The organism is Bradyrhizobium sp. 191 (genome assembly GCF_023100985.1).
Taxonomy (GTDB): Bacteria; Pseudomonadota; Alphaproteobacteria; order Rhizobiales; family Xanthobacteraceae; genus Bradyrhizobium; species Bradyrhizobium diversitatis.
In genome coordinates, this window is record NZ_CP064692.1 from 442,567 (window position 1) to 464,705 (window position 22,139).

Below are 22,139 nucleotides of genomic sequence, written 5' to 3' on the forward strand. Positions count from 1 at the left end.
TTAAGGCCTCTTTCATGATCGAGCAGACCATGCCGGCCACGCGCGCACTCAGCCTCCGACGTACGATCGTCCGGATGTCGAGTGCCCTGCTCGCCTGCGAACGGCTCGCGCTGATGGGCCTGATGTACCTCCTCACCGGACTGATCCTGGTGAACGTCGTCACCCGCTACTCCCATTTCCCGATCTATTGGATCGATGAATCCGCGGTCTATTGCGTGGTCTGGCTGACCTTCATCGGCGCCTCCGCGATGACGCGGCTGCGGCTCGACTTCGCGGTCACGATGCTGACGGAACGGCTGTCGCCGCGGCACCAGAAGATCGCCAAGGTGATCTCGACCGGCCTGGTCGTCGTGTTCGGGGTCGCCCTGATCGTGACCTGCGTGCTCTGGATGGACCCGGTTGGCCTCGCCCGCGCCGGCTTCGACGGGCGCAAGCTCGCCGCCGAAACCTTCAACTTCCTCTACACCGAGCGCACCCAGACGCTGAACTGGCCGACCTGGGTGCTCTATCTGACGCTGCCGATCTTCGCGGTATCGATGACCATTCACGGTCTCGCCAATCTGCTGGAAGATCTCGGACTGGTCCCGCGCACCGCGCCGAAAGGCTTCCAGCTCTCCGAGCTGGACGGGGTCAACTGATGATCACGTCAGCAGCCTTCATGGCATTCATGCTGGTCGGCGTGCCGATCGGCCTGTGCCTGTGTCTTGCCGGCCTCGTTTACATCGCGGCATCCGGCAACCCCGTGCTGTTCCAGTCCTACCCGCTCCAGCTCTTCGGCGGCGTCGACAGCTACGGCCTGATCGCCATCCCGCTCTTCATTCTGATTGGCGAGATCATGAACGGCGGAGGCATCACGCGGCGCATCGTCGACATGGCGATGGCCTTCGTCGGTTCGCTCAAGGGCGGGCTCGCCTACGTCAACATCCTCGCCAACATGTTCATCTCCTCGATCCTGGGATCCGCGACGGCGCAGGTCGCGATCATGGCCCAGATCATGGTGCCGGAGATGGAAAAGAAGGGCTACGATAAGACCTTCGCCGCCGGCCTCACCGCCTATGGCGGCATGCTCGGCCCGATCATCCCGCCGTCGGTGATGTTCGTGGTCTATAGCGTGCTGGCGCAGGTCTCGGTCAGCGACATGCTGATCGCCGGCATCGTGCCGGGCGTCATTCTCACCGTGATGTTCTGCCTCGTCATCGCGCTGATGGGATACGTCTACAACTACCCCCGCGCGGATTACCAGACCCCGCGTCAGCGCGTCATGACGATCCTGCGGACCTCGCCGACGCTGCTGATCCCGATCGTCATCGTCGGCACCATCCTCGGCGGCCTCGCCAACGCCACGGAATCGGCGGCCGTCGGCGCGGTCGCTGCGGCATTGGTCGGAAAATACTGGACCAGGGAGTTTCAGTTCTCGCAGCTGCCGCAGATGATGCTGCGTAGCGCCATCTATTCGGCGATCGTGCTGTTCCTGGTCGCAGCCGCCGCCGTGTTCTCCTGGGTCCTGATCTTCGGCAAGGTGCCGCAGGAGACCGCCGCCTGGATCCAGACCGTCGCCAAGGACCCCGTCAGCTTCATGCTGATCTGCAACGTGATCCTGCTGGTGATCGGCACGGTGATCGACGGCATTCCCGGGCTGATCATGACCGTGCCGATCCTGCTGCCGGTGGCAACCGAAATCTATCACATCGACCCCCGGCAGTTCGGCGTCGTGGTGGTGATCAACCTGGTGCTCGGCCTGCTGTCGCCGCCGGTCGGGCTCTGCTTCTTCGTCGCGGCCGCCGTCACCGGCGCCAAGCCCGGCAAGATGTTCATGGTGACGCTGCCCTTCTTCGTCATCTCCTGCGTCCTACTGGTGCTGCTCTCGCTCTATCCCTCGCTCTCGCTGATCCTCGTCAAATAGGCCATCCAATAGGAGCCCGACCATGTCGCTTTCACGCCGCCGCTTTCTCGCCGCCAGTGCCGCCGCCTCGGTGTTTGCCCCATCGCTTGCCCTCGCCCAGGCCAAGGAATTCCGCCTCGGCCTGATCACGCCCAACGGCCATTCCTGGAATAAGGCCGCGCTCAAATTCGGCGAGGATCTCAAGTCCGCCACCAACGGCCGCCTGACATTGACCGTGTTCCACTCCGGCCAGCTCGGCAACGAGACCGCGATGATGCAGCAATTGCAGTCCGGCGCGCTCGACATGGGCTTCATCCAGGCCGCCGAGCTCGGCTCACGCGTTCCGCACATCGCCGCGATCAACGCGCCCTACATCGTTCGCTCGACGCCTTCGGTCGCAAAGCTCGTGCGACATCCGGCGGCGGTGAAGCTGTTCGAGGTGTTGCCGCAGGAGACCGGCACGATTGGATTGGGCTGGGGCATCACCGGCATGCGCGCGGTGTTTTCCTCCAAGGACCTGAATTCGCTGGCCGACATCAAGGGCATGAAGCTGCGCATCAATCCGACGCCGGTCTATCGCGATTTCTATTCCTCGCTCGGCGCAGCTCCGACGCCGATCCCGACGCCGCAGGTGTTCGACGCCATGGCCAACGGCCAGGTCGACGGCCTCGAGGCCGATCTCGAATTCTCCTGGAACCAGCGCTTCGACAAGGTGTCGAAAGTGATCCTGCAGATGAACGCGGTCTTCATGCCGATGGCAGCCGTCGTTTCCGGCCGCGTCTGGCAATCGCTGCCCGCCGCCGACCGCGAGCTGATCACGAAAACGATCAAGACGACGCTGGACGCGCAGATCGACGAGCTCGCCGGCAACGAGCCCACGCTGATCCAGAACTTCAAGAACGCGCCGATCCCGATCCGCCAGGTCGACGCCAAGGACACCGAGGCCGTGATCGCCGAATTCGACAAGATCTGGCTGCCCAAGGCCCCCGTCCTCGCCGAGCTGCGCAAGGTCGGCGCGACGCTCTGATCCCTACCCATCGCCCTCACGTCAATGCCCGGCGGATCGAACGATCCGCCGGCACCAATTCCAATCGGAGCCAAGCAATGAGCCCACGTATCTCCTGGGAAGGCGTCTTCCCGGCCGTCACCACGCAGTTCAACGACGATCTGTCGCTCAACATCGAGGCGACCGCCAAGGTCATGGACGGACTGATCCGCGACGGCGTTTCCGGCCTGATCGTCTGCGGTTCGGTCGGCGAGAACACCTCGCTCGAGCGCAAGGAAAAGATCGCGATCATGGAAGCCGCGAAGTCGGTCGCGAAAGGCCGCGTTCCGGTGCTGTGCGGCATCGCCGAATTCACCACGGCCTTTGCGGTCGAGACCGCCAAGGAAGCCGCACGCATCGGCATCGACGGCGTGATGGTGATGCCGGCGCTGGTCTATTCCTCCAAGCCGCACGAGACCGCCGCGCATTTCCGCGCCGTCGCCTCGGCGACCGACCTGCCGGTGATGCTCTACAACAATCCGCCGATCTACAAGAACGACGTCACCCCGGACATCCTGGCCGCGCTCGCCGATGTCGAGACCGTCGTCTGCTTCAAGGATTCCTCGGGCGACACGCGGCGCTTCATCGACACCAGGAACATGGTCGGCGACCGCTTCGTGCTGTTCGCAGGGCTGGACGACGTCATCGTCGAGAGCGTCGCCATGGGCGCCGTGGGCTGGGTCTCCGGCATGTCGAACGCCTTCCCACGCGAGGGCGAGACCTTGTTCCGCCTCGCCAAGGCGGGACGCTTTGCCGAGGCGATGCCGCTCTACGAATGGTTCATGCCGCTCTTGCATCTCGACGCCCGCCCGGACCTCGTCCAGTGCATCAAGCTTTGCGAGCATATCATGGGTCGCGGCACCGCCCTGACCCGCCCGCCCCGCCTGGCGCTGCTGCCGCACGAAAAGGCCGAGGTCGAGGCCATGATGGCCAAGGCGCTCAAGAACCGGCCGCGCCTGCCGGATGTCGGCCTGAAGGCGGCCTGACCGCAGGTTTCGTAGGGTGGGTTAGACCTGCGGCTGCGCAAAGCGCAGTCGCTGGGCGTAACCCACCACTTTCGTCTCCGCGGATACCAAAGAGGTAGGTTACGCCCAGTGATTTCGCTTCGCGCGATCACAGGGCTAACCCACCCTACGAAGCTTTACGAGCTCGCCCGATTCTTCTTGGCGTTCAGCGCGGACGCCACGCGGCTCACGGGCGGCTTGCCCAGCACGCCGCTCATCGCGTTGGTGGCCGCCAGCAGCTTCTCCATGTCGACGCCGGTCCTGATCCCCATGCCTTCGAGCATGTAGACGACGTCCTCGGTCGCGACGTTGCCGGTCGCGCCCGGCGCATAGGGGCAGCCGCCGAGGCCGCCGGCGGCGGCGTCGATGACGCGGACGCCCTCTTCCATTCCGGCATAGAGGTTGGCGAGCGCCTGGCCGTAGGTGTCGTGGAAATGCATCGCGAGCCTGGCGGGAGGGATGCTGGCACTGACCGCGCGCAGCATCTCCTTCGCCTTGGATGGCGTGCCGACCCCGATGGTGTCGCCGAGCGAAATCTCGTAGCAGCCGAGCTCGAACAACGTGCTGGCGAGATCGGCGACCGCCTTCGGCTTGATCTCGCCGTCGAAGGGGCAACCGAGCACGCAGGAAATATAGCCGCGCACCTTGACGCCATCGGCCTTGGCGCGCGCTAGCACCGGCTTGAAGCGCTCGATCGACTCCGCGACCGTGCAGTTGATGTTGGCGCGCGAAAAACCTTCCGAGGCGGCCGCAAACACCGAGACCACTTCGGCGCCCGCGGCACGCGCGGCGTCATAGCCCTTCTCGTTCGGCACCAGCACGTGGAATTCGGCGCCCTTGATGTGGCTGACGCCGCGCAGCACGGCATCGGAGCTTGCCATCTGCGGGATCGCCCTGGGCGAGACGAAGGCGCCGACTTCGACCGTATGGAGGCCGGCCGCGACCAGCGCCTCGACGAAGGCGATGCGGGCCTCGACGCCGACGGGCGTCTTCTCGTTCTGGAGACCGTCGCGCGGCCCCATTTCGATGATGCGGACGGGATCGCTCATGTCACTCTCCGGAAGGCTCGACCACGGCGAGCTCGACGCCCTCCTGGACGATGTCGCCGACCTTGCACTTGATCGACTTCAGCACGCCGGCAAAGGGTGCACGCAGCGTCTGCTCCATCTTCATCACTTCCAGGGTCAGGATCGGCGCGCCCTTCTCGAGGCTCTCCCCCTCCACGGCGAGCACGGCAACCACCGTGCCCGGCAAGGGCGCTGCAATCTTGTCCTCGCCGGCCTGCTCCTCGCTCTCGCCGCCGAACGGATCCACCCAGTGCAGGTCGAAGCGACCGTTGCGCGTGCGCAAATATAGCTCGTGGCCGTCGATCACGGCTGCGACCTGCGATTTGACGCCGTCCAGCGTCAAGTCGAAGCCGCCTTCCTTCGCCGTGGTCGTGAACGCCAGCTCGCGTTCGCCGATCACCAGCGTCGCGGGGCCACTCCCGTAATTCAGCGTGATCTTCTGCTCCGGCCCGTGCCCGACACGGAAGGCAAAGTTGCGCTGGCGGCGGCCGACCGGCTGCCAGCCGAAGGTCTGCCAGGGCGAATTCGCCTGCGCACCTGCGGCCTGTCGCTCATCATTGAGGATCGCAGCCACCGCGGCGCAAAGCTCGAGCTCGCCGGGCGCCGGCGGGGCCCGCGTCAGCACCGCGAGCTCGCGCTCGATGAAGCCGGTGTCGATCGCATTCGCCCGCACCTTCGGATGCGTCATCAGCGCCGACAGGAACGGGATGTTCGTGACGATGCCGCGGACGTCGGACTCTTCCAGCCCGCGATTGAGCCGCTCGATCGCGACATCCCGCGTCGGCGCCCAGGCGATCATCTTGGCCAGCATGGCGTCATAGTACGGCGACACACTATCGCCCTCGCGATAGCCGGCATCGATGCGCAAGCCTCCGGCTTCCGCCGGCAGCCGCCAGGTCGAGATCCTGCCGACCGACGGCATGAAGTTCTTGGTGGGATTCTCCGCATAGACGCGCGCCTCGACGGCATGGCCGTTGAGCCGGATCTCGTCCTGCTTCAGCGGCAGCGCCTCGCCGAAGGCGACGCGCAGTTGCCACTCGACGAGATCGATGCCTGATATCAGCTCGGTCACGGGATGCTCGACCTGGAGGCGCGTGTTCATCTCGATGAAGAACACGTCCCTGCCGTCGGAGACGAACTCGATCGTGCCGGCGCCGACATAATTCACCGCTCCGGCCGCCTTTCGCGCGGCGGCGCAGACCGTCTCGCGCTGCGCGGCGTTGAGGGTCGGCGACGGCGCCTCCTCGATCACCTTCTGGTGCCGGCGCTGCAGCGTGCATTCGCGTTCGAACAACGAGAGCAGATTGCCGTGGCTGTCGCCGATCACCTGCACCTCGATATGCCGGGGATTGTCGACATACTTCTCAATCAGCATGCGGTCATCGCCGAACGCCGCCAGAGCCTCGCGCTTGGCGCTGACGATCGCGGGCCCAAGCTCTGCCGCCGAACGCACGATCCGCATGCCGCGGCCACCGCCGCCGGCCGACGCTTTCACCAGGATGGGGAAACCGATCCTGTCCGCAGCCTTCGAAAGCGTCGCCTCGTCCTGGGCCTCGCCGTGATAGCCAGGCACCAGCGGCACGCCGGCCTTCTCCATCAGCGCCTTCGAGCCGGACTTCGAGCCCATCGCATTCATCATCCCGGCGGTCGGGCCGACGAAGACGAGCCCCGCTTCAAGGCAGGCCTGCGCGAACTCGGCGTTCTCCGACAGGAAGCCGTAGCCGGGATGCACAGCCTCGGCGCCGGTCTTGCGCGCGGCCTCGATCAGCCGCTCGACATTGAGATAGCTGTCGCGGGCCCGGGCGGGACCGAGCAGCACGGCTTCGTCCGCGAGCGCGACATGCATCGCGTCGCGGTCGGCCTCGGAATAGACAGCGACCGTTCGCAGGCCCATGGCGCGGGCGGTGCGGATGACGCGGCAGGCGATCTCGCCCCGGTTGGCGATCAGGAGCGTGCGAAAACGCCGGTAGAGCTTTGAGCGGTCCATCGCATCACATCCTGAACAGGCCGAATTTCGTCGGTTCGATCGGCGCATTCGATGCGGCCGAGAGGCCAAGGCCGAGCACGAGGCGGGTGTCGGCCGGGTCGATCACGCCGTCGTCCCAGAGGCGCGCGGTCGCGTAATACGGGTGCCCCTGGCTCTCATACTGCGCACGGATCGGCTCGCGGAATTTGTCTTCCTCTTCCTTCGACCAGTTCTCGCCCTTGGCTTCGATGTTGTCGCGGCGGACCTGGCTCAGCACCATCGAGGCCTGCTCGCCGCCCATCACCGAGATGCGCGCGTTCGGCCACATCCAGAGGAAGCGCGGCGAGTAGGCGCGGCCGCACATGCCGTAATTGCCGGCACCGTAGGAGCCGCCGATCACGACGGTGAATTTCGGCACGGAGGCGGTCGCCACCGCCGTCACCAGCTTGGCGCCGTCGCGCGCGATGCCGCCGGCCTCGTATTTCTTGCCGACCATGAAGCCGGTGATGTTCTGCAGGAACACCAGCGGAATGCCGCGCTGGCAGCACAGCTCGATGAAATGCGCGCCCTTCAGCGAGCTCTCGCTGAACAGGATGCCGTTGTTGGCGATGATGCCGACCGGATAACCCCAGATATGGGCGAAGCCGCACACCAGCGTCGTGCCGTAGAGCTTCTTGAACTCGTCGAACTCGGAGCCATCGACCACGCGCGCGATGATGTCGCGCACGTCGAACGGCTTTCTGCCGTCGACCGGCACCACGCCGTAGATCTCCTCCGCCGCGAACAGCGGATCGCGCGGCGGATGCATGTTCAGGTTCGGCCGTACCGGCGGCTTCAGCGTGCCGACGATGCGCCGCGCGATACCGATCGCATGGGGATCGTTCTGGGCATAGTGATCGGTCACACCGGATTGTCGCGAATGCACGTCGGCACCGCCGAGCTCTTCCGCGCTGACGACCTCGCCGGTCGCGGCCTTCACCAGCGGCGGGCCGCCGAGGAAGATGGTGCCCTGGTTGCGCACGATGATGCTCTCGTCGGACATCGCCGGCACATAGGCACCGCCCGCGGTGCAGGAGCCCATCACGATCGCGATCTGCGGAATGCCCTGCGACGACATCTGCGCCTGGTTGTAGAAGATGCGACCGAAGTGACGCTCGTCGGGAAAGATCTCGTCCTGCAGCGGCAGGAAGGCGCCGCCGGAGTCGACCATGTAGACGCAGGGAAGATTATTCTGCCGCGCGATGTCCTGCGCCCGCAGATGCTTCTTCACGGTCATGGGATAATAGGTGCCGCCCTTGATGGTGGCATCATTGGCGACGATGACGCATTCACGGCCCGCGATGCGCCCGACGCCGGTGACGACGCTTGCCGAATGCACGTCGCCGCCATAGAGACCGTAGGCCGCCAGTGGCGACAGCTCCAGGAACGATGTGCCGGGGTCGACCAGCAGATCGACCCGCTGGCGCGCCAGCATCTTGCCGCGCGCGGTGTGGCGGTTGCGCGAGACCTCGCCGCCGCCGCCGGCGACCTGGCTGAGTTTTTCGCGCAAGTCAGCGACGAGCGCGCGCATGGCCTCGGAGTTGCGCGCAAAGTCGGATGAAGACGGATCGATGCTGGAATGGAGCGGCATGGTGATTCCAATGAGGTGAACGTTTAAGCCGTCTCGGCCATCAGCTCGCGGCCGATCAGCATGCGGCGAACCTCCGAGGTGCCGGCGCCGATCTCGTACAGCTTGGCGTCGCGCCAGAGCCGTCCGACCGGGAATTCGCTGGTATAGCCGACCCCGCCGAGCGCCTGGATCGCCTCGCCCGCCATCCATGTCGCCTTCTCCGCGGAATAGAGAATCGCAGCCGCCGCATCCTTGCGCAAGCTGCGCGCGTGGTCGGCGCGGTCGCAGGCGCGGCCCACGGCGTAGACATAGGCACGCGTGGCCTGCCAGGTCGAATACATGTCGGCGAGCTTGCCCTGCATCAGCTGGAAATCGCCGATCGGCTGGCCGAACTGCTTGCGCTCATGCATGTAGGGCACCACCGCATCCATGCAGGCCGCCATGATCCCGAGCGGGCCGCCCGAGAGCACCGCGCGCTCATAGTCCAGGCCGGACATCAGCACCTTGACGCCCTCGCCCACCTTGCCGAGCACGTTCTCCTCTGGGACCTCGCATTCGTCGAAGAACAGCGGATAGGTGTTGGAGCCGCGCATGCCGAGCTTGTCGAGATGCTGGCCGTGGCTGAAGCCCTTGAAACCCTTCTCGATCAGGAACGCGGTCATGCCGCGCGGGCCGGCCTCCGGATCGGTCTTGGCGTAGACCACCAGCACGTCGGCATCGCCGCCATTGGTGATCCACATTTTGGAGCCGTTGAGCACGTAGCGGTCGCCGCGCTTGTCGGCGCGCAGCTTCATCGAGACGACGTCGGAGCCGGCGCCGGGCTCGGACATCGCGAGCGCACCTACATACTCACCCGAGATCAGCTTCGGCAGATAGCGCTGCCGCTGGGCGTCGTTGCCGTTGCGGCGGATCTGGTTGACGCAGAGGTTGGAATGGGCGCCGTAGGACAGCCCGACCGCAGCCGAGCCGCGCGAAATCTCCTCCATGGCGACGATGTGGGCGAGATAGCCCATGTTGGAGCCGCCATACTGCTCCGGCGCGGTCATGCCGAGCAGGCCAAGATCGCCAAAGCGCTTCCACAGGTCTGCCGGGAACAGGTTGGCCTTCTCGATCTCGGCCGCGCGCGGGGTGATCTCCGCCTCCACGAAGGCGCGGAGCGTGTCGCGCAGCATGCCGATGTCTTCGCCCAGATCGAAGTCGATGCTCGGGATGTTCAAGGCGATTTCCTCCGTATTTTGGGGTCCGAACCTAGCGGGGTCCCGGCCCTCTTGCAGTCGAAAAGGTTGCATTTTCCGCCAAACTTGGCGAGGATTTTCAGGAGGGATTTCCGATGCCTTTTCAAGCCGCCACCGCGATCCCGCGCCGCGCCGTCACTCCGGCCGCCTTCGTCCGGGGCGTGGTCGCCGCCTATGAGCGATACGGCCGCGATCCCGCGGAGGCATTGAACCGGGGCCAGGTCGCGCCGGACCTGCTCAATTCTCCGGACGGACGAGTCACCGCCGCCCAATTCGAGGCGCTGGCGGGCCATGCCATGCGCGAGCTCGACGACGAGGCGCTCGGCTGGTTCTCGCGGCGGCTGCCTTGGGGCACCTATGGCATGCTGTGCCGTGCCTCGATCACCGCGCCGACGCTGGAGGTCGCACTCAAGCGCTGGTGCCGGCATCACCGCCTGGTCACCGAGGATGTGCTGCTCGATCTCGAGCTCGGCGACGAGACCGCGGTCGTCTCGATCCGTGAGCGACGCGACCTCGGGCCCTGCCGCGAGTTCTGCCTGGTCACGCTGTTCCGCTACGTGCTCGGCTTCTCGTGCTGGGCCGTCGATTCCCAGATCGCGCTCCGCGCGGCTGAATTCCCTTACCCGCAGCCCGGCCACGTCTCGGTCTATCCGACCATCTTCTGCCGGGCCGTCCGCTTCGATGCGAACCGCGCCAGCATCGTCTTCGACAAGCACTATCTGTCGCTGCCGCTCACGCGCAGCGCGGCCGATCTCGACAACATGCTCAAGGGCGCGTTGCGGCTGACCGTGCTGCCCTACCGGCGCGACCGGCTGCTGGTCGAGCGCGTGCGCCGCGTGCTCCGCAATGCGCGCGGGCGCATTCTCGGCGCCGAGGATGTCGCGCGCGAGCTGGCGCTGTCCACCCGCACCATGCACCGGCGCCTGCGCGAGGAGTCAACCTCGCTGCGCGATCTCAAGGAAGAGGCGAAGTTCGAGCTCGCCAAGCAGGAGCTGATGCGCGGCCGCACGCCGATCAAGCGCATCGCGGAGATCGCCGGCTTCCGCAACGAAAAGAGCTTTTCGCGCGCCTTCCGCAGCTGGACCGGGACCTCCCCGCGCGAGTTTCGCGGCCGGTACCGGTGAGCGAGCGCGTGCGCTGCGTGGTCGTCATGAACTGCGGCCCCCGAGATGGATCTCGGAGGCCGTAACGTCTCTGAACCGGTCTCGACTGGCGACGTTAGTTCGAGTTGGTCTGGCCGCCCGACCGGAGCTTGCGCGAGCGGGTCTGCTTCGGCTGCTGAGCGAACGCGTCGTTCGAGGCCTTCGCACCACCGCTCTGCGAGCAGGTGCCGCCGATACCGCCCGCCGCGGCGCGGCACGCTTCCATCGTCGGATAGCCACAGCCGTGAGCGGCCTGCGCGCCGTTGGTGATGCAGAAGTCATCGGCCTTGGCAGCCGGTGCGGTCATCATGAGAAACGCGGATGCAAACAGCGTCGCAGCGGATGCGACGAACGTCTTCGAAATCGATGTCATGGTGTCTATTCCTGCTTCAGGGTCCCACAAAAGAGGCCTCGGCATGCCAACACGCTGAGGGGTCGCCCCTCGCATCTAGGCGGCGCAGGGGAACCGGCAATCACGGCTCAGCGCATTGCAGGGCTTCCCAATTCACATGTCACAGTTAGGTGAGTGACTCATGTATCATTGTTCGGATTGCATGAAATTCTGGTTTGGCCGCACGGGAGCATTTCCGATCCTATCCTGCCGGCGCCGCCGCGGCGACCTCCTGCAACGGCAGCGGCACATCCTTGGCGACGCCGAGCACCGGGAAGCTGCGGACGTTCTTCACATCCGGCATCGCCGCGAAATGCAGGAGCTGCTGGCGCATGCTTTCGACGCTCGGCGCCACGCATTTCAGCAGATAGTCGGTGTCGCCCGAAATCCGCCAGCACTGCTGAATGCGCGGGATCGCTGATATCGAGCTCTCGAACGCCTCCAGCACCGGCTGGGCCTGGCTGCCGAGCTGGATCGAGACGAACGACACCACCTCATAACCGAGCCGCCGCTCGTCGATGACGGCGCGCACCGCCCGGATCACGCCGCGGCTGAACAACGATTTCAACCGCCGCAGGCAGTTCGGCGCGGACACGCCGACGCGCAGCGCCAGTTCGTTGTTGCGCACCCGCCCGTCCTGCTGCAGCTCGGATAAGATCTTCAGATCGACGCCGTCGAGCTGGTCACGCTCCGCCATACCCCGCCTCGCCATGAGCTCGTCACGCGAGGCAGCGAAGCACGTGGCGGAATTGATGCCAACCACCTTAAGCGTCCCCGAGGCTAAAAGCGTGGCGGGAAGCTTGCCTGCGGCCCATCCTTCGAGACGCCCGCCCCGGCGGGCCCTCAGGATGACGTCACGCTTCGCGGCAAGATATCAGACCCTCATGGTGAGGAGCCCGCCAAAGCGGGCGTCTCGAACCATGCAGGCCGAGCTCATGCGGCCAAAACGTGGATGCCGGGACAAGCCCGGGCAATGACGTGCCGATAGAGCTCGCCCGCCCCTCAATGCGTCCAGGGCTCTCCGCGGCGGAACGAGAAATTGTCGGCATAGGCGACCGGCCGGCGGATCGATTCCTGGGGCTCGATGACCTGATAGGCGATGCCCTTGCGCTCGCAATAGGCGACAGCCTCTTCCTTGCTGTGGAAGCGCAGCGTGATCTGCTGCTTCATGTCGCCGGACGACGTCCAGCCCATCAGCGGTTCGACCGAGCGCGGCTGCTCCGGCTCGTAATCGAGCTGCCATTCCTTCGTCTTGGACCGGCCGGATTGCATCGCGTTCTTGGCAGGCTTGAAAATGCGTGCGGTCATGGCTGGTCCGGGCCTCTTCGACTGTTCGTTCGATTTCGATGCGTCACGGTGGCAGTTGGTGGAAACCTCAGGGATAGTATAGAGAAACCGATCGGGACTTGATCGGTGATTCCGGCTCCCCGGCCCCTCGCCAACGGTATAGTCATTATGCTGCACCGTGACAATTCCGTACCTGCCTTCGGCGCCGGGATTCCGCCCGGCGGCACTGCCTCATCAGCCTATCCGATCTCTTCGAGAGCTCCCGTCGCATGGCCTTCCTGAACATCAGTGCAACGCTTCCCGACAAGGGCCGCGATCTCCGGCTCGACCTGTTTCGCGGCGTCGCGAACTGGGCGATCTTTCTCGACCATATCCCCGACAACGTCGTGAACTGGATCACGACCCGCAACTACGGCTTTTCCGACGCGGCCGACCTGTTCGTCTTCATCTCTGGCTATACCGCCTCCTTCGTCTATGCGCGGATGATGCTGGAGCGCGGCTTCATCGTCGGCGCCACGCGGCTGACCAAACGAGTCTGGCAGCTGTATGTCGCCCACATCATCCTGTTCGTGATCTATATCGCGTCGATCAGTTATCTGGCGTTGCGCTTCGGCGATTCCGAGATGATCAACGAGTTCAACGTCGCCGGCCTCGTCGACAACGCCACCGAGACGTTGCGCCAGGGCCTGTTCCTGCGCTTCAAGCCGCTCAATCTCGACGTGCTGCCCCTGTACATCGTGCTGATGGGCCTGTTTCCGCCGGTGCTCTGGTTCATGCTGCGCAAGCCCGACCTGACGATGGTCCTGTCAATCGTGCTGTGGCTGGCCGCGCGCCATTACGGCCTCAACCTGACGGCCTATCCGGCCGGCCAGTGGTACTTCAACCCCTATTGCTGGCAGGTGCTGTTCGTGTTCGGCGCCTGGTGCGCGATGGGCGGGGCCCGGCGCTCGATGACGCTGATCAATTCGCCGATCACGCTGTGGCTCTGCCTCGGCTATCTCCTATTCGCGCTGGTCATGACCATGGCCGGCCGCTTCCCCACCCTCGGCGGCATGTTCCCGGAATGGCTGTTCTCGGCCTTCAACCCGAATGACAAGACCAACCTTGCGCCGTATCGCTTCCTCCATTTCGTGGTGATCGTGATCCTGGTGATCCGCTTCGTGCCGAAGGAGTGGCCGGGGCTGGAATGGAGGGTGTTCGATCCCCTGATCGTCTGCGGCCAGCAGTCGCTCGCCGTGTTCTGCGTCGGCGTGTTCCTGTCGTTCGTCGGCCATTTCGAGCTCTCGATGAGCTCGGGTTCGCTGCTAGCGCAGATCTTCGTCAGCGTCGCCGGCATCGCGATCATGACGACGGTGGCCTATTACATCTCGTGGTCGAAGAAGCAGGACAAGCCGCTGAAGCCGCCACCGCCGAAGCCGGGGGCAGCCGCGACGAAGGCGGCCTGAGCGGGCGCCGCCTTCGGAGCGCGAGGCCTCCGTTGCCCCGCTTGTCGGGCCGGGATCGAATTGACTTGGGTCAACAGAGGCGGCGCCGTCCCGCATAATGTCGCCGCGACATCGCGCCGCCGCGCCGACCGCGGGCGGACTCCTCTCGCACAAGGCCCGAACCCATGCCTTCTCATTTCCACGCCGTGATATGGATCGACCACTCGCAGGCCAGGATCTTCCATTTCGGCCTCGGCGGCTCCGACGAAATCACGCTGCATCCGCACCTGGCGACACGCCATCTTCATCACAAGGCCAATGCGATCGGCAGCGGCCATGCAGCTCCCGACAAGGCGTTCTACACTGAGGTGACCAAAGCCGTCGCCGATGCCGGCGAGATCCTCATCATCGGTCCGGCGAGCGCGAAGACGGAGCTTGCCGACCACATTCACGCGAGCGCCCCCGATCTGGCCAAGCGGATCGTCGCGGTGGAAGCGGCCGATCATCCTTCGGACGCCGAGATCGTCGCCTATGCGAAGCGTCACTTCAAAATGCCGCTGCCGCGCGTGCAGACACCGGGCTCGGCAACAGGCGAGCGGCACTCGGGTTAGGACTGCACGGCCTCGACAGCCCGGGGCGCGATGATGTCTCGTCCCGGTCTCACCGCGCTTCAGGCCGCCTCTTCGCCGTCGAACTCGGTGAATTTCTTGTAGATCCAGTCGCGGCCGTCGCGGCGGCGCCAGACCTTGCCGACCACGAACTGCCCATTGATGGAGCGGCGCGGCACGATCACCGTCCAGAGGTGCCAGATATCGGTCCAGCTCGACTGCGGACCAATGGTGTTGAGGTTGCGATCAAGAGACATGTGGCGGAACTCGCTGGCGCAGAACTCAACCGGCGGGCGCCGCGGCGAACCGTGACCTGTGGTCGCACGGATCGAAGGCCGCCCATCGCGAGCCGGGACAGATCTGATAACAGCCACCCGGACGGCCGCAACGAGCGCTCGCCTTTAACCTAACCGATCAACCTTACTTCTTGGGATGGAGCGGCGCGACCGGTTGTAAGCCGGCGCCAAGTTTTCTAGACTGCACGTGATTTGAGAACGAACGCTGTTTCAGACGCACGTTGATTTTCCAGCTGACGTCGAACTTTGAAAACGACCGGACGTTTGGAAATCATCGACGTGCCGGGATGACAATAATGAAACTGCAATGCGCATCTCTGCGCCTCGCGCTGCGAGTGATGCCACCAGCGTCAGTGGTGAAGACGCCGCCGCAAGAACGGCCGAACGCCGCCAACGACAACGAGGCGATCTGGCCGCTGGTGCCGTTTCCGCCCGGCTGGCACGCGTCGAACTGACCGGCCCGGCCGGAAAAGCGCAACGCCGCGCAAGCGCAATATCATCGCTTGGCGGCGTCCGTTAGGCATTGGGCGCTGAAATCCCCAACACACATATGTCGGTGGCGACGCCCAAAGGTTCGACGAGGTCAACGTCGGGACTGGTCGGGGCAGCTGGATTCGAACCAACGACCTGCAGTACCCAAAACTGCCGCGCTACCAGGCTGCGCTATACCCCGAATGTCCGGCGAGCCCCGTCGATACACGCTTCCCAGGGCGCCAGCAAGCTTCAGAAGGCGCCAGCAAGCTTCCAGAAGGCGCCAGCAAGCTTCCAAAAGACCCGGCAAGGCCGGGCAATCGCCTCGCCCGCCCCTATTTGCTGCCGAACAGGGGGTGGCCGACGCGGTCACCGGGGCGGATGCCGTACTTCTGCGCCGTTCCTGCCACCACCTCCAGCACGGCCCGGGCCGGGCCTCGGGACGAGATGATCTTGGTCGACAGCGGCTCGGTGTTCTCGGCGATGCGCAGGATGCGGCCGTCGGCGCGGATGAAGATCATGTCGAGCGACACGTACGTGTTCTTCATCCACATCGACACCTCCTGCTCGGGATTGAAGTCGAACAGCATGCCTTTGCCGTCCGCCAATTCCTTGCGATACATCAGGCCGGCCTGCTTCTCCTCCTCGGTCGTCGCCATTTCCACCGAGAAAACCTGCACGCCGTTCTTGGTGACGATCTCGAGCGGCTGGAAGCTGGCGGCGCCGACGGGCGCGCTGGCGAGGACACAGCCGATGATGACGAGGATGGCGGCAAGCCAGCCCTGCGCAGCGGACCGGGCGGCCTTTCGATCAGAATTCATGGGGCTCTCGAGGCGTGGGGGACTGGGCAAGTCCTTACGCGGCGGCCACCGGAAAGGAAAGAGGCGCGCCGGCCAGCCGGCACGCCTCTGCTCACGATCGCGAGAACTGGTTGTGTTCAGTGCGACTGCAATCCCGGCGATCCAGTCTCGGGATGGATCTCGGCCGCCATCATGCCCTTGGAGCCGGGCCCGAAGCGGACCAGGACATACTGGCCCGGCCTGAGTTCAGTCATACCGAAGCGGCGCAGGGTCTCCATGTGCACGAAAATGTCGGGCGTGCCCTCGCCGCAGGTCAGGAAGCCGAAACCGCGCAGCCGGTTGAACCATTTGACCTGGGCCCGTTCCAGCCCGCTGGTCGGAGTGACCGTGACGTGGGTGCGCGGCGGCAGCATCTGCGCCGGATGGATCGCGGTCGACTCGTCCATCGAGACCACGCGGAAGGCCTGGTAGCCCTTGGTGCGCTGAATGCACTCGACGACGATGCGGGCGCCTTCATAAGCGGTCTGGAAGCCGTCGCGCCTGAGCACGGTCACGTGCAGGAGCACGTCGGGCCAGCCATTGTCGGGAACGATGAAGCCATAGCCTTTGGAGGCATCGAACCATTTGATGACGCCATGGACCTCGACGAGATTGGCGCTGGCCTCGCCGAGCCCGCTGAAGGGGCTGAGCCCGCTGTCGCGGCCGGCACCGCCGTGCTCGCCCGGCGTCATCCGCCCAGGCGATACTCCCTGCCCGGGAACTCCAAGCTTCTTGGACTCAAATCCGTCCGACGACCCCATAACCCCGGACCCCACAGTGCCATGCCATCCGCCACATTGGCGGCGCTCGAATCACGCGTCTTTTGAAAATCTTCTCAACTCGACGCGACGCGAATCTTCCGACTCAAAAGATAACACTCCCGGTTGAGAGGCATAGACAAAAAAGAGATTCGCCGGAACCTATGAACAGCTTGCATCGCAGCGAATCAAATTGATTCGTCTCAATTGCCGACGAAGGGACCGAGCGTCTCGCCGATGTCGTGATGGATGACGAGGTCGGCGACGTCATCCTGCTCGGTCGGCTCGCGGTTGATGATGACCAGACGTGCACCGGCGCGCTTGGCCATGAGCGGAAAACCCGCGGCCGGCCAGACCACGAGCGAGGAACCGATCGCGATGAAGAGGTCGCAGGATTGCGACAGCGCGGTCGCGCGCTGCATTTCGTCGTCCGGCATCATCTGGCCGAAGGAGATCGTGGCGGTTTTCACCGGCTCGTCGCATGCCGTGCAATTGGGCGCCGCGCCATCGTCGTCGAAACGGCGCCTCACCCAGTCGAGCGGATAGGCCTGCCCACATCCGATGCAGCGCGCATAAGTGGTATTTCCGTGAAGTTCAACCACGTGCTCGCTGGCGAAGCCCGAGGCTTGGTGCAGATTGTCGATGTTCTGGGTGATCACGGCGGGAACCTTGCCGGCGCGGTAAAGCGAGGCCAGCGCGCGATGGCCGCGGCCGGGCTTCGCTGCGGCAAACACCTCCTCCATCGCGAAGCGGCGGCGCCAGGATTCGTCGCGCGCCTCCGGGCTCGCGACGAATTCGTCGAACGGGATCGGACGATTGCGCGTCCAAATTCCGCCCGGCGAGCGGAAGTCGGGAATGCCGCATTCGGTCGAGATGCCGGCGCCGGTGAACGGCACGATGGCCCTCGCCTCGGCGATCATGTCGCCGAGCCGCTCGACGCCGCTCTGAAGATCCGATGCGATCAATCGCGCCTCCGACTCGTTTGGCCTGACAGCAATATGCACAAGCGACAAGATCGCTGACGTATTTATCAAGCGCGAACGCAACACGCTCGGCAACTTTTTCTCCCGGTCTTCGCTTATCACAATCCTGCAATGCCGCCTCCCCATTGACGCCCCATTCAGGAGCGCCAATGGATGTGTTGACGCGACTCAACGTGATTGCGGCGGCAGCGCTTGAGTTCAGATATGCACATACTCAGGTGTGGAGGGGATTTCACATGACCGAAGACGAAGAACGCAAAGCGCGCGAGCGCGATGAGATCGCCGCCCGGGTCGCCGCCTTCCGTGCTACGCAAGAGAAGTTCAAGCGCGAGCGCGAAGAATACTTCGTGTCGACGCTGGAGAACGCCCGCAAGGTGGAACGGCCATCGCTCTGGCCCTAGCATCGTCGCGTAGGCAAGCGCGAGGAGTTGCGAATGAAAAAAGCCCGGAGCAACGCTCCGGGCTTTTCGCTATTGGCGGCTACCAATGGCGCCAGTGGTGATGGCGGTAGTACGGCCCGCCGCCGTAATAGGCGTACGGACCCGGCCCGTAATAATAGCTCGGGCCGCCATAATAGCCGTAACCGGGACCGTAATAGCCATACGGTCGGGAGGCTGCGACCGCGCCCGCGGTGATGGCGCCGGCGGCAAGCCCGAACGCGAGGCCCGGGCCGATGCCGCGACCGCGCGCCTCGGCCGGCGCAGGCGCCGCGACGGCGGTCACGCCGACGGCCGCGATCGTGGCCAGAACTGCCAATGTCTTCTTCATGCTCCTCTCCTTCGCGTCTTCGCGGGATAACCGCGAGCGCCCGCGATGGTTGCGCAACCCGCGGAAACCCGGCGCGGTCAAAAAGCGTTGATGCGAGGGGAACGAAATCGCCGGACGCGAATTGGTTTTCCAAGTGCGGGAGCCTCCGCCATCCGGGTTGAGGCAACAGCACGAAGACCCCGTCAGTATCTCCGCGATGCTGGCGGGGTTTTTCAGTTAACGGGAGCCAATGGCAGCAGACCGCAATTGCTGCCAGCGGGGCGGACGATCGAGGAGGAATTTTTGCCATTAGCCGCTTTGCTGGCCCGTATCCGCAGATTGGTTCCCAGATCCGACGATCAGCACTACGACGAGATCGTCCGCAGCTTCGGTGACGGCACACTGCGCCCGCCGCCGACGCCGATGACGGACGGCGAACTGGCGCGGGCGATCGCCGAGTTCCTGAAGGAGCAGCCGTCGAGCAAATCCGTCGCGGTCCTTGGCCGCCGGCTCGACCCCTCCTCTCCCGTTTGAGTTCCTTTCGGGAGTAGGGAACCAGGATTGCGCGCGGACGTTGAGTCCTTCCTTACGCTGAGCGGAAGGAAAAGAGGTCCGACATGCCCGCGTGGCTCGAAGTCTTGCTCAACCTGTCCGGCTATGCCGGCTTCGTGGCGCTCGCCTCTCGCGGCGGCGTCGCTTGCCCGCAGGCGCCGGCCGACGATCGCATCTACGGCGACGAACGCTAAAGCATGATCCGGAAAAGTGCGCAGCGGTTTTCCCTCGCGACAAACGCGGAACGCGTTTGCGCGGAGATCATGCCCAAACAACAACCTGAAGCGCGATGACAGTTGATCCCAATCGCATCGCGCCTTAGTTGGCGGGCGCCGCCTGGCCCGCCGTGCGCACCAGCCTGTCGGCCTTGACTGCCACGCGCGTGTCCTCGGCCTGCGGCCGCAGCGAGAAGCTGATCACCACGAAAGCGAGACAGAACAGCGTACCGACGACGGCGACGCGCCGGTAGGTGTACCGGTCGCCTTGGTGGAAGGACGGCGTCGAAAAAGGCGTCATGACAAAATTGCTTGTTGGCAAAGTCGCTTCTTGCTTCTTGCCAGACACCTACCCCACCCCGCGGCAAGCGCAACGCGATTGGGCTTTTAACCTAACCGAATAGGGTTATTGGCGTCCGCGCAAGCACTCGTTAGGCACATCAGAGGCGGCGCCTCTGCCGTCGGGACAGGCGAAAGACCGGCCGACTTTGTTCCGGCTTCGACTCCATTTCGTTCTCGAAGAACGAATCGGAATCGCAGAAATGGGTGCGGAGCAGTTCTTAACAAACGCTTTGCGACATCGATCAGAGCAGTGCGCATCCATGGCGCTTTCCTCGCCTCGCGCTTTCGGAGAAGCCACGCGCGGGGGGCCCGGGCATCACTCCGTCTCTTTCTGACTGCGGGGCGCATCGCCGCAGCGAGGCGCCCCCTGTTCTGCATCCGACTCCATTTCGTTCTCGAAGAACGAATCGGAGTCGAGAAAACCGGTGCGGAGCGAATCCTAACGATCGATGAAGGCTCGCGAACTCTCGCACCTTCGGCCGCACAGCTCTTCGCCGCCAAACTCTTCGGCGGTAAACTCTTCGGCGGTATATCGAGCGCGAGCCGACGGAGCGCGATCGCGGGTTGCCGCGTGTCGTCGACGCTGATCAAGCCGCCCGCTTCGTCTTCTTCTTGGAGAAGCATTCGAGGATCTGGATGCGGAGCTCTTCTGCGGCAGGCCCCTCGAGCTTCCTGAGCTCGTTCCAGAGCCTGATCACTTCGCGCTGTTTTTCGACAGTCATGAGTCACCTCCTAAAAAGTCTCCCAAGGCGACCTGCACTAGAACAAAAAGAGAACAAAAAGTCCAGCCCCTCCGGTTAAATTTCGCTGGCCTCGCGTTGAACCTTTTCTAAGCGGCACAGACTTACGGAAGCTGGGGATTTCAGCGCCCAGTCACACGGCAGCGCCGCCTGACGAACATACTCCGTCACCGCGGCGCTGTTGCTTTTTAGATTTTCAACCTTAAGTTTGAAATACGGTTGGCGGCCAGGCGCTGAAATCCCAACGCCGTCAGCCAAGAGAGCCCCGCGCGAAAGCGCGGGGCTTTTCTCTTGAAGTCGGTGTGATCTCTTGAAGGCGACGGGCGCGGATTGCATGCCAGCGAAGCGAAGCCTCGCCCTTGCGCATCGATCGGCTGAAATCCAGCGGGCCGGCAACGGTGCAGCGCAACCGCTCGGCCCTTTGGAAGCCGGCATCGCGAGCTTCGTCGTGGAGACGCGATGATCTGCGAGGTCTGTGAGAACGAAAGTCGCTTGCGCCTCAGACGGCGTCCTTGGCGACCTTCAGCGGCGAGGCCTTGACCGATTTGCTCGCGGGCTTCGCCGCAAACTGCATCGGCTCCTTGGTGAAGGGATTGACGCCCATGCGCGCTTCGGTCGCCGGCTTGTTCACGACCGACATCTTCACGAAGCCGGGAATGACGAACTCACCGGACTCATTGAGCTCCTTGTAGCCGACCGTCGCCATGTACTCGATCACCGACTTCACGTCGTTCTTCGAAAGCTGCGTGCCCTCGGCAATTGCATCGATCAATTGGGTCTTCGTCATCTTCGCCATGTCTGAATTCCTTTGAATGGGGGGCGCGAGCAATTCCCGGAGAGGACGCGGCCGGACCGCGGGGGCGCGCTGCTGATTCATGCCAGAGGTCATGAAGTGTCCGGGCTTAGAACCCATCGAGGCCGAAAACGCAAGCACGGGTTCGCAAGGACTCCCTTCCTCCTGTGAACGATCCCCGCTCTCTTTTTGACCATTCGGCGGCTGGCGCGCCTTAGGATTGAAGTCCCTGAGCCTCCCCTACCAGAGAGCCCCGCTGCCCCCAGGCGGGGTTTCGCTGTCGCGACTCTTCTTGATCCGCCTGCCGGGTCACCTGCACGTGAAACCTGTGGCTCGGCCGGCGTTGTTGACACTTCGGTAACCTAACGCGGCCAAGCTTCAATCAGGTCTGTTGCGTTGGAGTACCCCACAGTGCTGGATTTTGACGAGCTGCGTGAACTCGCGGCTGATGTTCGTATTTTTGTCGAGGTCGCCGAAGACAAGGCCGAAGCGCTCAGGGCCGTCATCGCGGCCTACGACGTCGTGCTGGCGATCTTCCCCGCTGAAGAAGGCATGGGTCTCCACGTCATCAAGGGCCGCGAAATCCTGGACGGGATTGCGAAGTCGCGGACGCATGCGATGTACAGCCACACCGCCATCGCCGTTCCCGACCTCGCACATGCAGAAGCGCTCAAGTTCCTGACGACACCTGTCGACCACCGGATTGCGGCCTGAAGCACGATCCGGAAGAAGTGCGCAGCGGT

At 64.3% G+C, this 22,139-nt stretch carries 27 protein-coding genes and 1 tRNA gene; 12 read left to right on the forward strand and 16 right to left on the reverse strand.

Features of this window, described 5'->3' with window-relative positions:
- The first annotated feature begins 29 nt into the window (after nucleotides 1-29).
- The 4 genes from IVB23_RS01980 to IVB23_RS01995 all read left to right on the forward strand — a co-directional run bounded on the left by IVB23_RS01980 (nucleotide 30) and on the right by IVB23_RS01995 (nucleotide 3,913).
- Entirely contained in the window at nucleotides 30-638 is a 609-nt protein-coding gene (locus IVB23_RS01980; protein ID WP_061881562.1) for a TRAP transporter small permease, read from the forward strand.
- Nucleotides 638-1,903, forward strand: a complete 1,266-nt coding sequence (locus IVB23_RS01985) for a TRAP transporter large permease (RefSeq protein ID WP_247802340.1) — start codon at nucleotides 638-640, stop codon at nucleotides 1,901-1,903. Before IVB23_RS01980 ends, IVB23_RS01985 begins: the two co-directional genes overlap by 1 nt.
- Before the next feature lie 22 nt (nucleotides 1,904-1,925).
- On the forward strand, nucleotides 1,926-2,909 hold the full coding sequence (locus IVB23_RS01990) for a TRAP transporter substrate-binding protein (RefSeq protein WP_061881503.1): 984 nt from the start codon (nucleotides 1,926-1,928) through the stop codon (nucleotides 2,907-2,909).
- Nucleotides 2,910-2,986: 77 nt separating this feature from the next.
- Entirely contained in the window at nucleotides 2,987-3,913 is a 927-nt protein-coding gene (locus tag IVB23_RS01995; RefSeq protein WP_061881502.1) for a dihydrodipicolinate synthase family protein, read from the forward strand.
- Nucleotides 3,914-4,068: 155 nt separating this feature from the next.
- Here IVB23_RS01995 and IVB23_RS02000 read toward each other — a convergent pair whose 3' ends face one another.
- Genes IVB23_RS02000 through IVB23_RS02015 form a run of 4 tightly spaced genes read right to left on the reverse strand, consistent with a single transcriptional unit; the run spans nucleotide 4,069 to nucleotide 9,790 of the window.
- A complete protein-coding gene (locus IVB23_RS02000; RefSeq protein WP_247802341.1) occupies nucleotides 4,069-4,980 on the reverse strand; it encodes a hydroxymethylglutaryl-CoA lyase in 912 nt (303 codons plus the stop codon).
- Nucleotide 4,981: 1 nt separating this feature from the next.
- A complete protein-coding gene (locus IVB23_RS02005; RefSeq protein WP_247802342.1) occupies nucleotides 4,982-6,985 on the reverse strand; it encodes an acetyl/propionyl/methylcrotonyl-CoA carboxylase subunit alpha in 2,004 nt (667 codons plus the stop codon).
- 4 nt (nucleotides 6,986-6,989) lie between these two features.
- Nucleotides 6,990-8,594 (reverse strand): carboxyl transferase domain-containing protein, encoded by a 1,605-nt coding sequence (locus IVB23_RS02010; protein ID WP_247802343.1) that lies wholly within the window; start codon nucleotides 8,592-8,594, stop codon nucleotides 6,990-6,992.
- Nucleotides 8,595-8,617: 23 nt separating this feature from the next.
- Nucleotides 8,618-9,790: an isovaleryl-CoA dehydrogenase gene (locus tag IVB23_RS02015; protein WP_247802344.1), complete on the reverse strand. Its 1,173-nt coding sequence runs from the start codon at nucleotides 9,788-9,790 to the stop codon at nucleotides 8,618-8,620.
- Between the two features lie 113 nt (nucleotides 9,791-9,903).
- Between IVB23_RS02015 and IVB23_RS02020 the strand changes: the two genes are divergently transcribed.
- Nucleotides 9,904-10,932: an AraC family transcriptional regulator gene (locus IVB23_RS02020; RefSeq protein ID WP_247802345.1), complete on the forward strand. Its 1,029-nt coding sequence runs from the start codon at nucleotides 9,904-9,906 to the stop codon at nucleotides 10,930-10,932.
- A 94-nt stretch (nucleotides 10,933-11,026) separates the two neighbouring features.
- Here IVB23_RS02020 and IVB23_RS02025 read toward each other — a convergent pair whose 3' ends face one another.
- From IVB23_RS02025 to IVB23_RS02035, 3 genes are all read right to left on the reverse strand, one after another.
- Nucleotides 11,027-11,323 (reverse strand): DUF3551 domain-containing protein, encoded by a 297-nt coding sequence (locus tag IVB23_RS02025; RefSeq protein WP_247802346.1) that lies wholly within the window; start codon nucleotides 11,321-11,323, stop codon nucleotides 11,027-11,029.
- Nucleotides 11,324-11,543: 220 nt separating this feature from the next.
- Nucleotides 11,544-12,038, reverse strand: a complete 495-nt coding sequence (locus IVB23_RS02030; RefSeq protein WP_247802347.1) for an Lrp/AsnC family transcriptional regulator — start codon at nucleotides 12,036-12,038, stop codon at nucleotides 11,544-11,546.
- 305 nt (nucleotides 12,039-12,343) lie between these two features.
- A complete protein-coding gene (locus tag IVB23_RS02035) occupies nucleotides 12,344-12,649 on the reverse strand; it encodes an ETC complex I subunit (RefSeq protein WP_008567648.1) in 306 nt (101 codons plus the stop codon).
- A 248-nt stretch (nucleotides 12,650-12,897) separates the two neighbouring features.
- Between IVB23_RS02035 and IVB23_RS02040 the strand changes: the two genes are divergently transcribed.
- Nucleotides 12,898-14,073: an OpgC domain-containing protein gene (locus IVB23_RS02040; RefSeq protein WP_061881494.1), complete on the forward strand. Its 1,176-nt coding sequence runs from the start codon at nucleotides 12,898-12,900 to the stop codon at nucleotides 14,071-14,073.
- Nucleotides 14,074-14,237: 164 nt separating this feature from the next.
- Complete coding sequence (locus IVB23_RS02045; RefSeq protein ID WP_197968512.1) at nucleotides 14,238-14,663, forward strand: translational machinery protein; 426 nt, start codon at nucleotides 14,238-14,240, stop codon at nucleotides 14,661-14,663.
- 59 nt (nucleotides 14,664-14,722) lie between these two features.
- Here the strand turns inward: IVB23_RS02045 and IVB23_RS02050 are convergent, their stop codons facing one another.
- Entirely contained in the window at nucleotides 14,723-14,917 is a 195-nt protein-coding gene (locus IVB23_RS02050) for a hypothetical protein (protein ID WP_247802348.1), read from the reverse strand.
- Between the two features lie 335 nt (nucleotides 14,918-15,252).
- On the opposite strand from IVB23_RS02050, the gene IVB23_RS02055 reads away from it, so the two are divergent.
- Nucleotides 15,253-15,411, forward strand: coding sequence for a hypothetical protein (locus tag IVB23_RS02055; RefSeq protein WP_197488755.1), 159 nt, complete (start codon nucleotides 15,253-15,255; stop codon nucleotides 15,409-15,411).
- Nucleotides 15,412-15,552: 141 nt separating this feature from the next.
- On the opposite strand, the gene IVB23_RS02060 is transcribed toward IVB23_RS02055, so the two are convergent.
- The 4 genes from IVB23_RS02060 to IVB23_RS02075 all read right to left on the reverse strand — a co-directional run bounded on the left by IVB23_RS02060 (nucleotide 15,553) and on the right by IVB23_RS02075 (nucleotide 17,989).
- A tRNA-Pro gene (locus IVB23_RS02060) sits at nucleotides 15,553-15,629 on the reverse strand.
- Nucleotides 15,630-15,762: 133 nt separating this feature from the next.
- On the reverse strand, nucleotides 15,763-16,248 hold the full coding sequence (locus tag IVB23_RS02065) for a DUF192 domain-containing protein (RefSeq protein WP_247802349.1): 486 nt from the start codon (nucleotides 16,246-16,248) through the stop codon (nucleotides 15,763-15,765).
- Nucleotides 16,249-16,364: 116 nt separating this feature from the next.
- Nucleotides 16,365-17,027 carry a cold-shock protein gene (locus IVB23_RS02070; RefSeq protein ID WP_061881880.1) on the reverse strand — a complete coding sequence of 221 codons (663 nt, stop codon included), beginning with the start codon at nucleotides 17,025-17,027 and terminating at the stop codon, nucleotides 16,365-16,367.
- A gap of 200 nt (nucleotides 17,028-17,227) precedes the next feature.
- On the reverse strand, nucleotides 17,228-17,989 hold the full coding sequence (locus tag IVB23_RS02075; protein ID WP_247802350.1) for an NAD-dependent protein deacetylase: 762 nt from the start codon (nucleotides 17,987-17,989) through the stop codon (nucleotides 17,228-17,230).
- Nucleotides 17,990-18,243: 254 nt separating this feature from the next.
- Between IVB23_RS02075 and IVB23_RS02080 the strand changes: the two genes are divergently transcribed.
- Complete coding sequence (locus IVB23_RS02080) at nucleotides 18,244-18,408, forward strand: hypothetical protein (protein WP_162832225.1); 165 nt, start codon at nucleotides 18,244-18,246, stop codon at nucleotides 18,406-18,408.
- A gap of 79 nt (nucleotides 18,409-18,487) precedes the next feature.
- On the opposite strand, the gene IVB23_RS02085 is transcribed toward IVB23_RS02080, so the two are convergent.
- Nucleotides 18,488-18,775 carry a hypothetical protein gene (locus IVB23_RS02085; RefSeq protein ID WP_028176458.1) on the reverse strand — a complete coding sequence of 96 codons (288 nt, stop codon included), beginning with the start codon at nucleotides 18,773-18,775 and terminating at the stop codon, nucleotides 18,488-18,490.
- A gap of 246 nt (nucleotides 18,776-19,021) precedes the next feature.
- Between IVB23_RS02085 and IVB23_RS02090 the strand changes: the two genes are divergently transcribed.
- Both IVB23_RS02090 and IVB23_RS39325 read left to right on the forward strand, forming a co-directional pair.
- Nucleotides 19,022-19,288, forward strand: a complete 267-nt coding sequence (locus tag IVB23_RS02090; protein WP_247802351.1) for a hypothetical protein — start codon at nucleotides 19,022-19,024, stop codon at nucleotides 19,286-19,288.
- A gap of 83 nt (nucleotides 19,289-19,371) precedes the next feature.
- The gene (locus IVB23_RS39325; protein WP_061881883.1) at nucleotides 19,372-19,500 is read left to right on the forward strand and encodes a hypothetical protein; all 129 of its coding nucleotides are present in this window, start codon (nucleotides 19,372-19,374) and stop codon (nucleotides 19,498-19,500) included.
- 124 nt (nucleotides 19,501-19,624) lie between these two features.
- Here the strand turns inward: IVB23_RS39325 and IVB23_RS02095 are convergent, their stop codons facing one another.
- The 3 genes from IVB23_RS02095 to IVB23_RS02100 form a co-directional block, all read right to left on the reverse strand.
- Nucleotides 19,625-19,822, reverse strand: a complete 198-nt coding sequence (locus tag IVB23_RS02095) for a hypothetical protein (RefSeq protein ID WP_061881884.1) — start codon at nucleotides 19,820-19,822, stop codon at nucleotides 19,625-19,627.
- Between the two features lie 628 nt (nucleotides 19,823-20,450).
- A complete protein-coding gene (locus tag IVB23_RS39330) occupies nucleotides 20,451-20,585 on the reverse strand; it encodes a hypothetical protein (RefSeq protein WP_256469073.1) in 135 nt (44 codons plus the stop codon).
- A 517-nt stretch (nucleotides 20,586-21,102) separates the two neighbouring features.
- Nucleotides 21,103-21,399 carry an HU family DNA-binding protein gene (locus IVB23_RS02100; RefSeq protein WP_018323108.1) on the reverse strand — a complete coding sequence of 99 codons (297 nt, stop codon included), beginning with the start codon at nucleotides 21,397-21,399 and terminating at the stop codon, nucleotides 21,103-21,105.
- A gap of 408 nt (nucleotides 21,400-21,807) precedes the next feature.
- On the opposite strand from IVB23_RS02100, the gene IVB23_RS02105 reads away from it, so the two are divergent.
- Nucleotides 21,808-22,110: a hypothetical protein gene (locus IVB23_RS02105; protein ID WP_061881885.1), complete on the forward strand. Its 303-nt coding sequence runs from the start codon at nucleotides 21,808-21,810 to the stop codon at nucleotides 22,108-22,110.
- Nucleotides 22,111-22,139 lie beyond the last annotated feature (29 nt).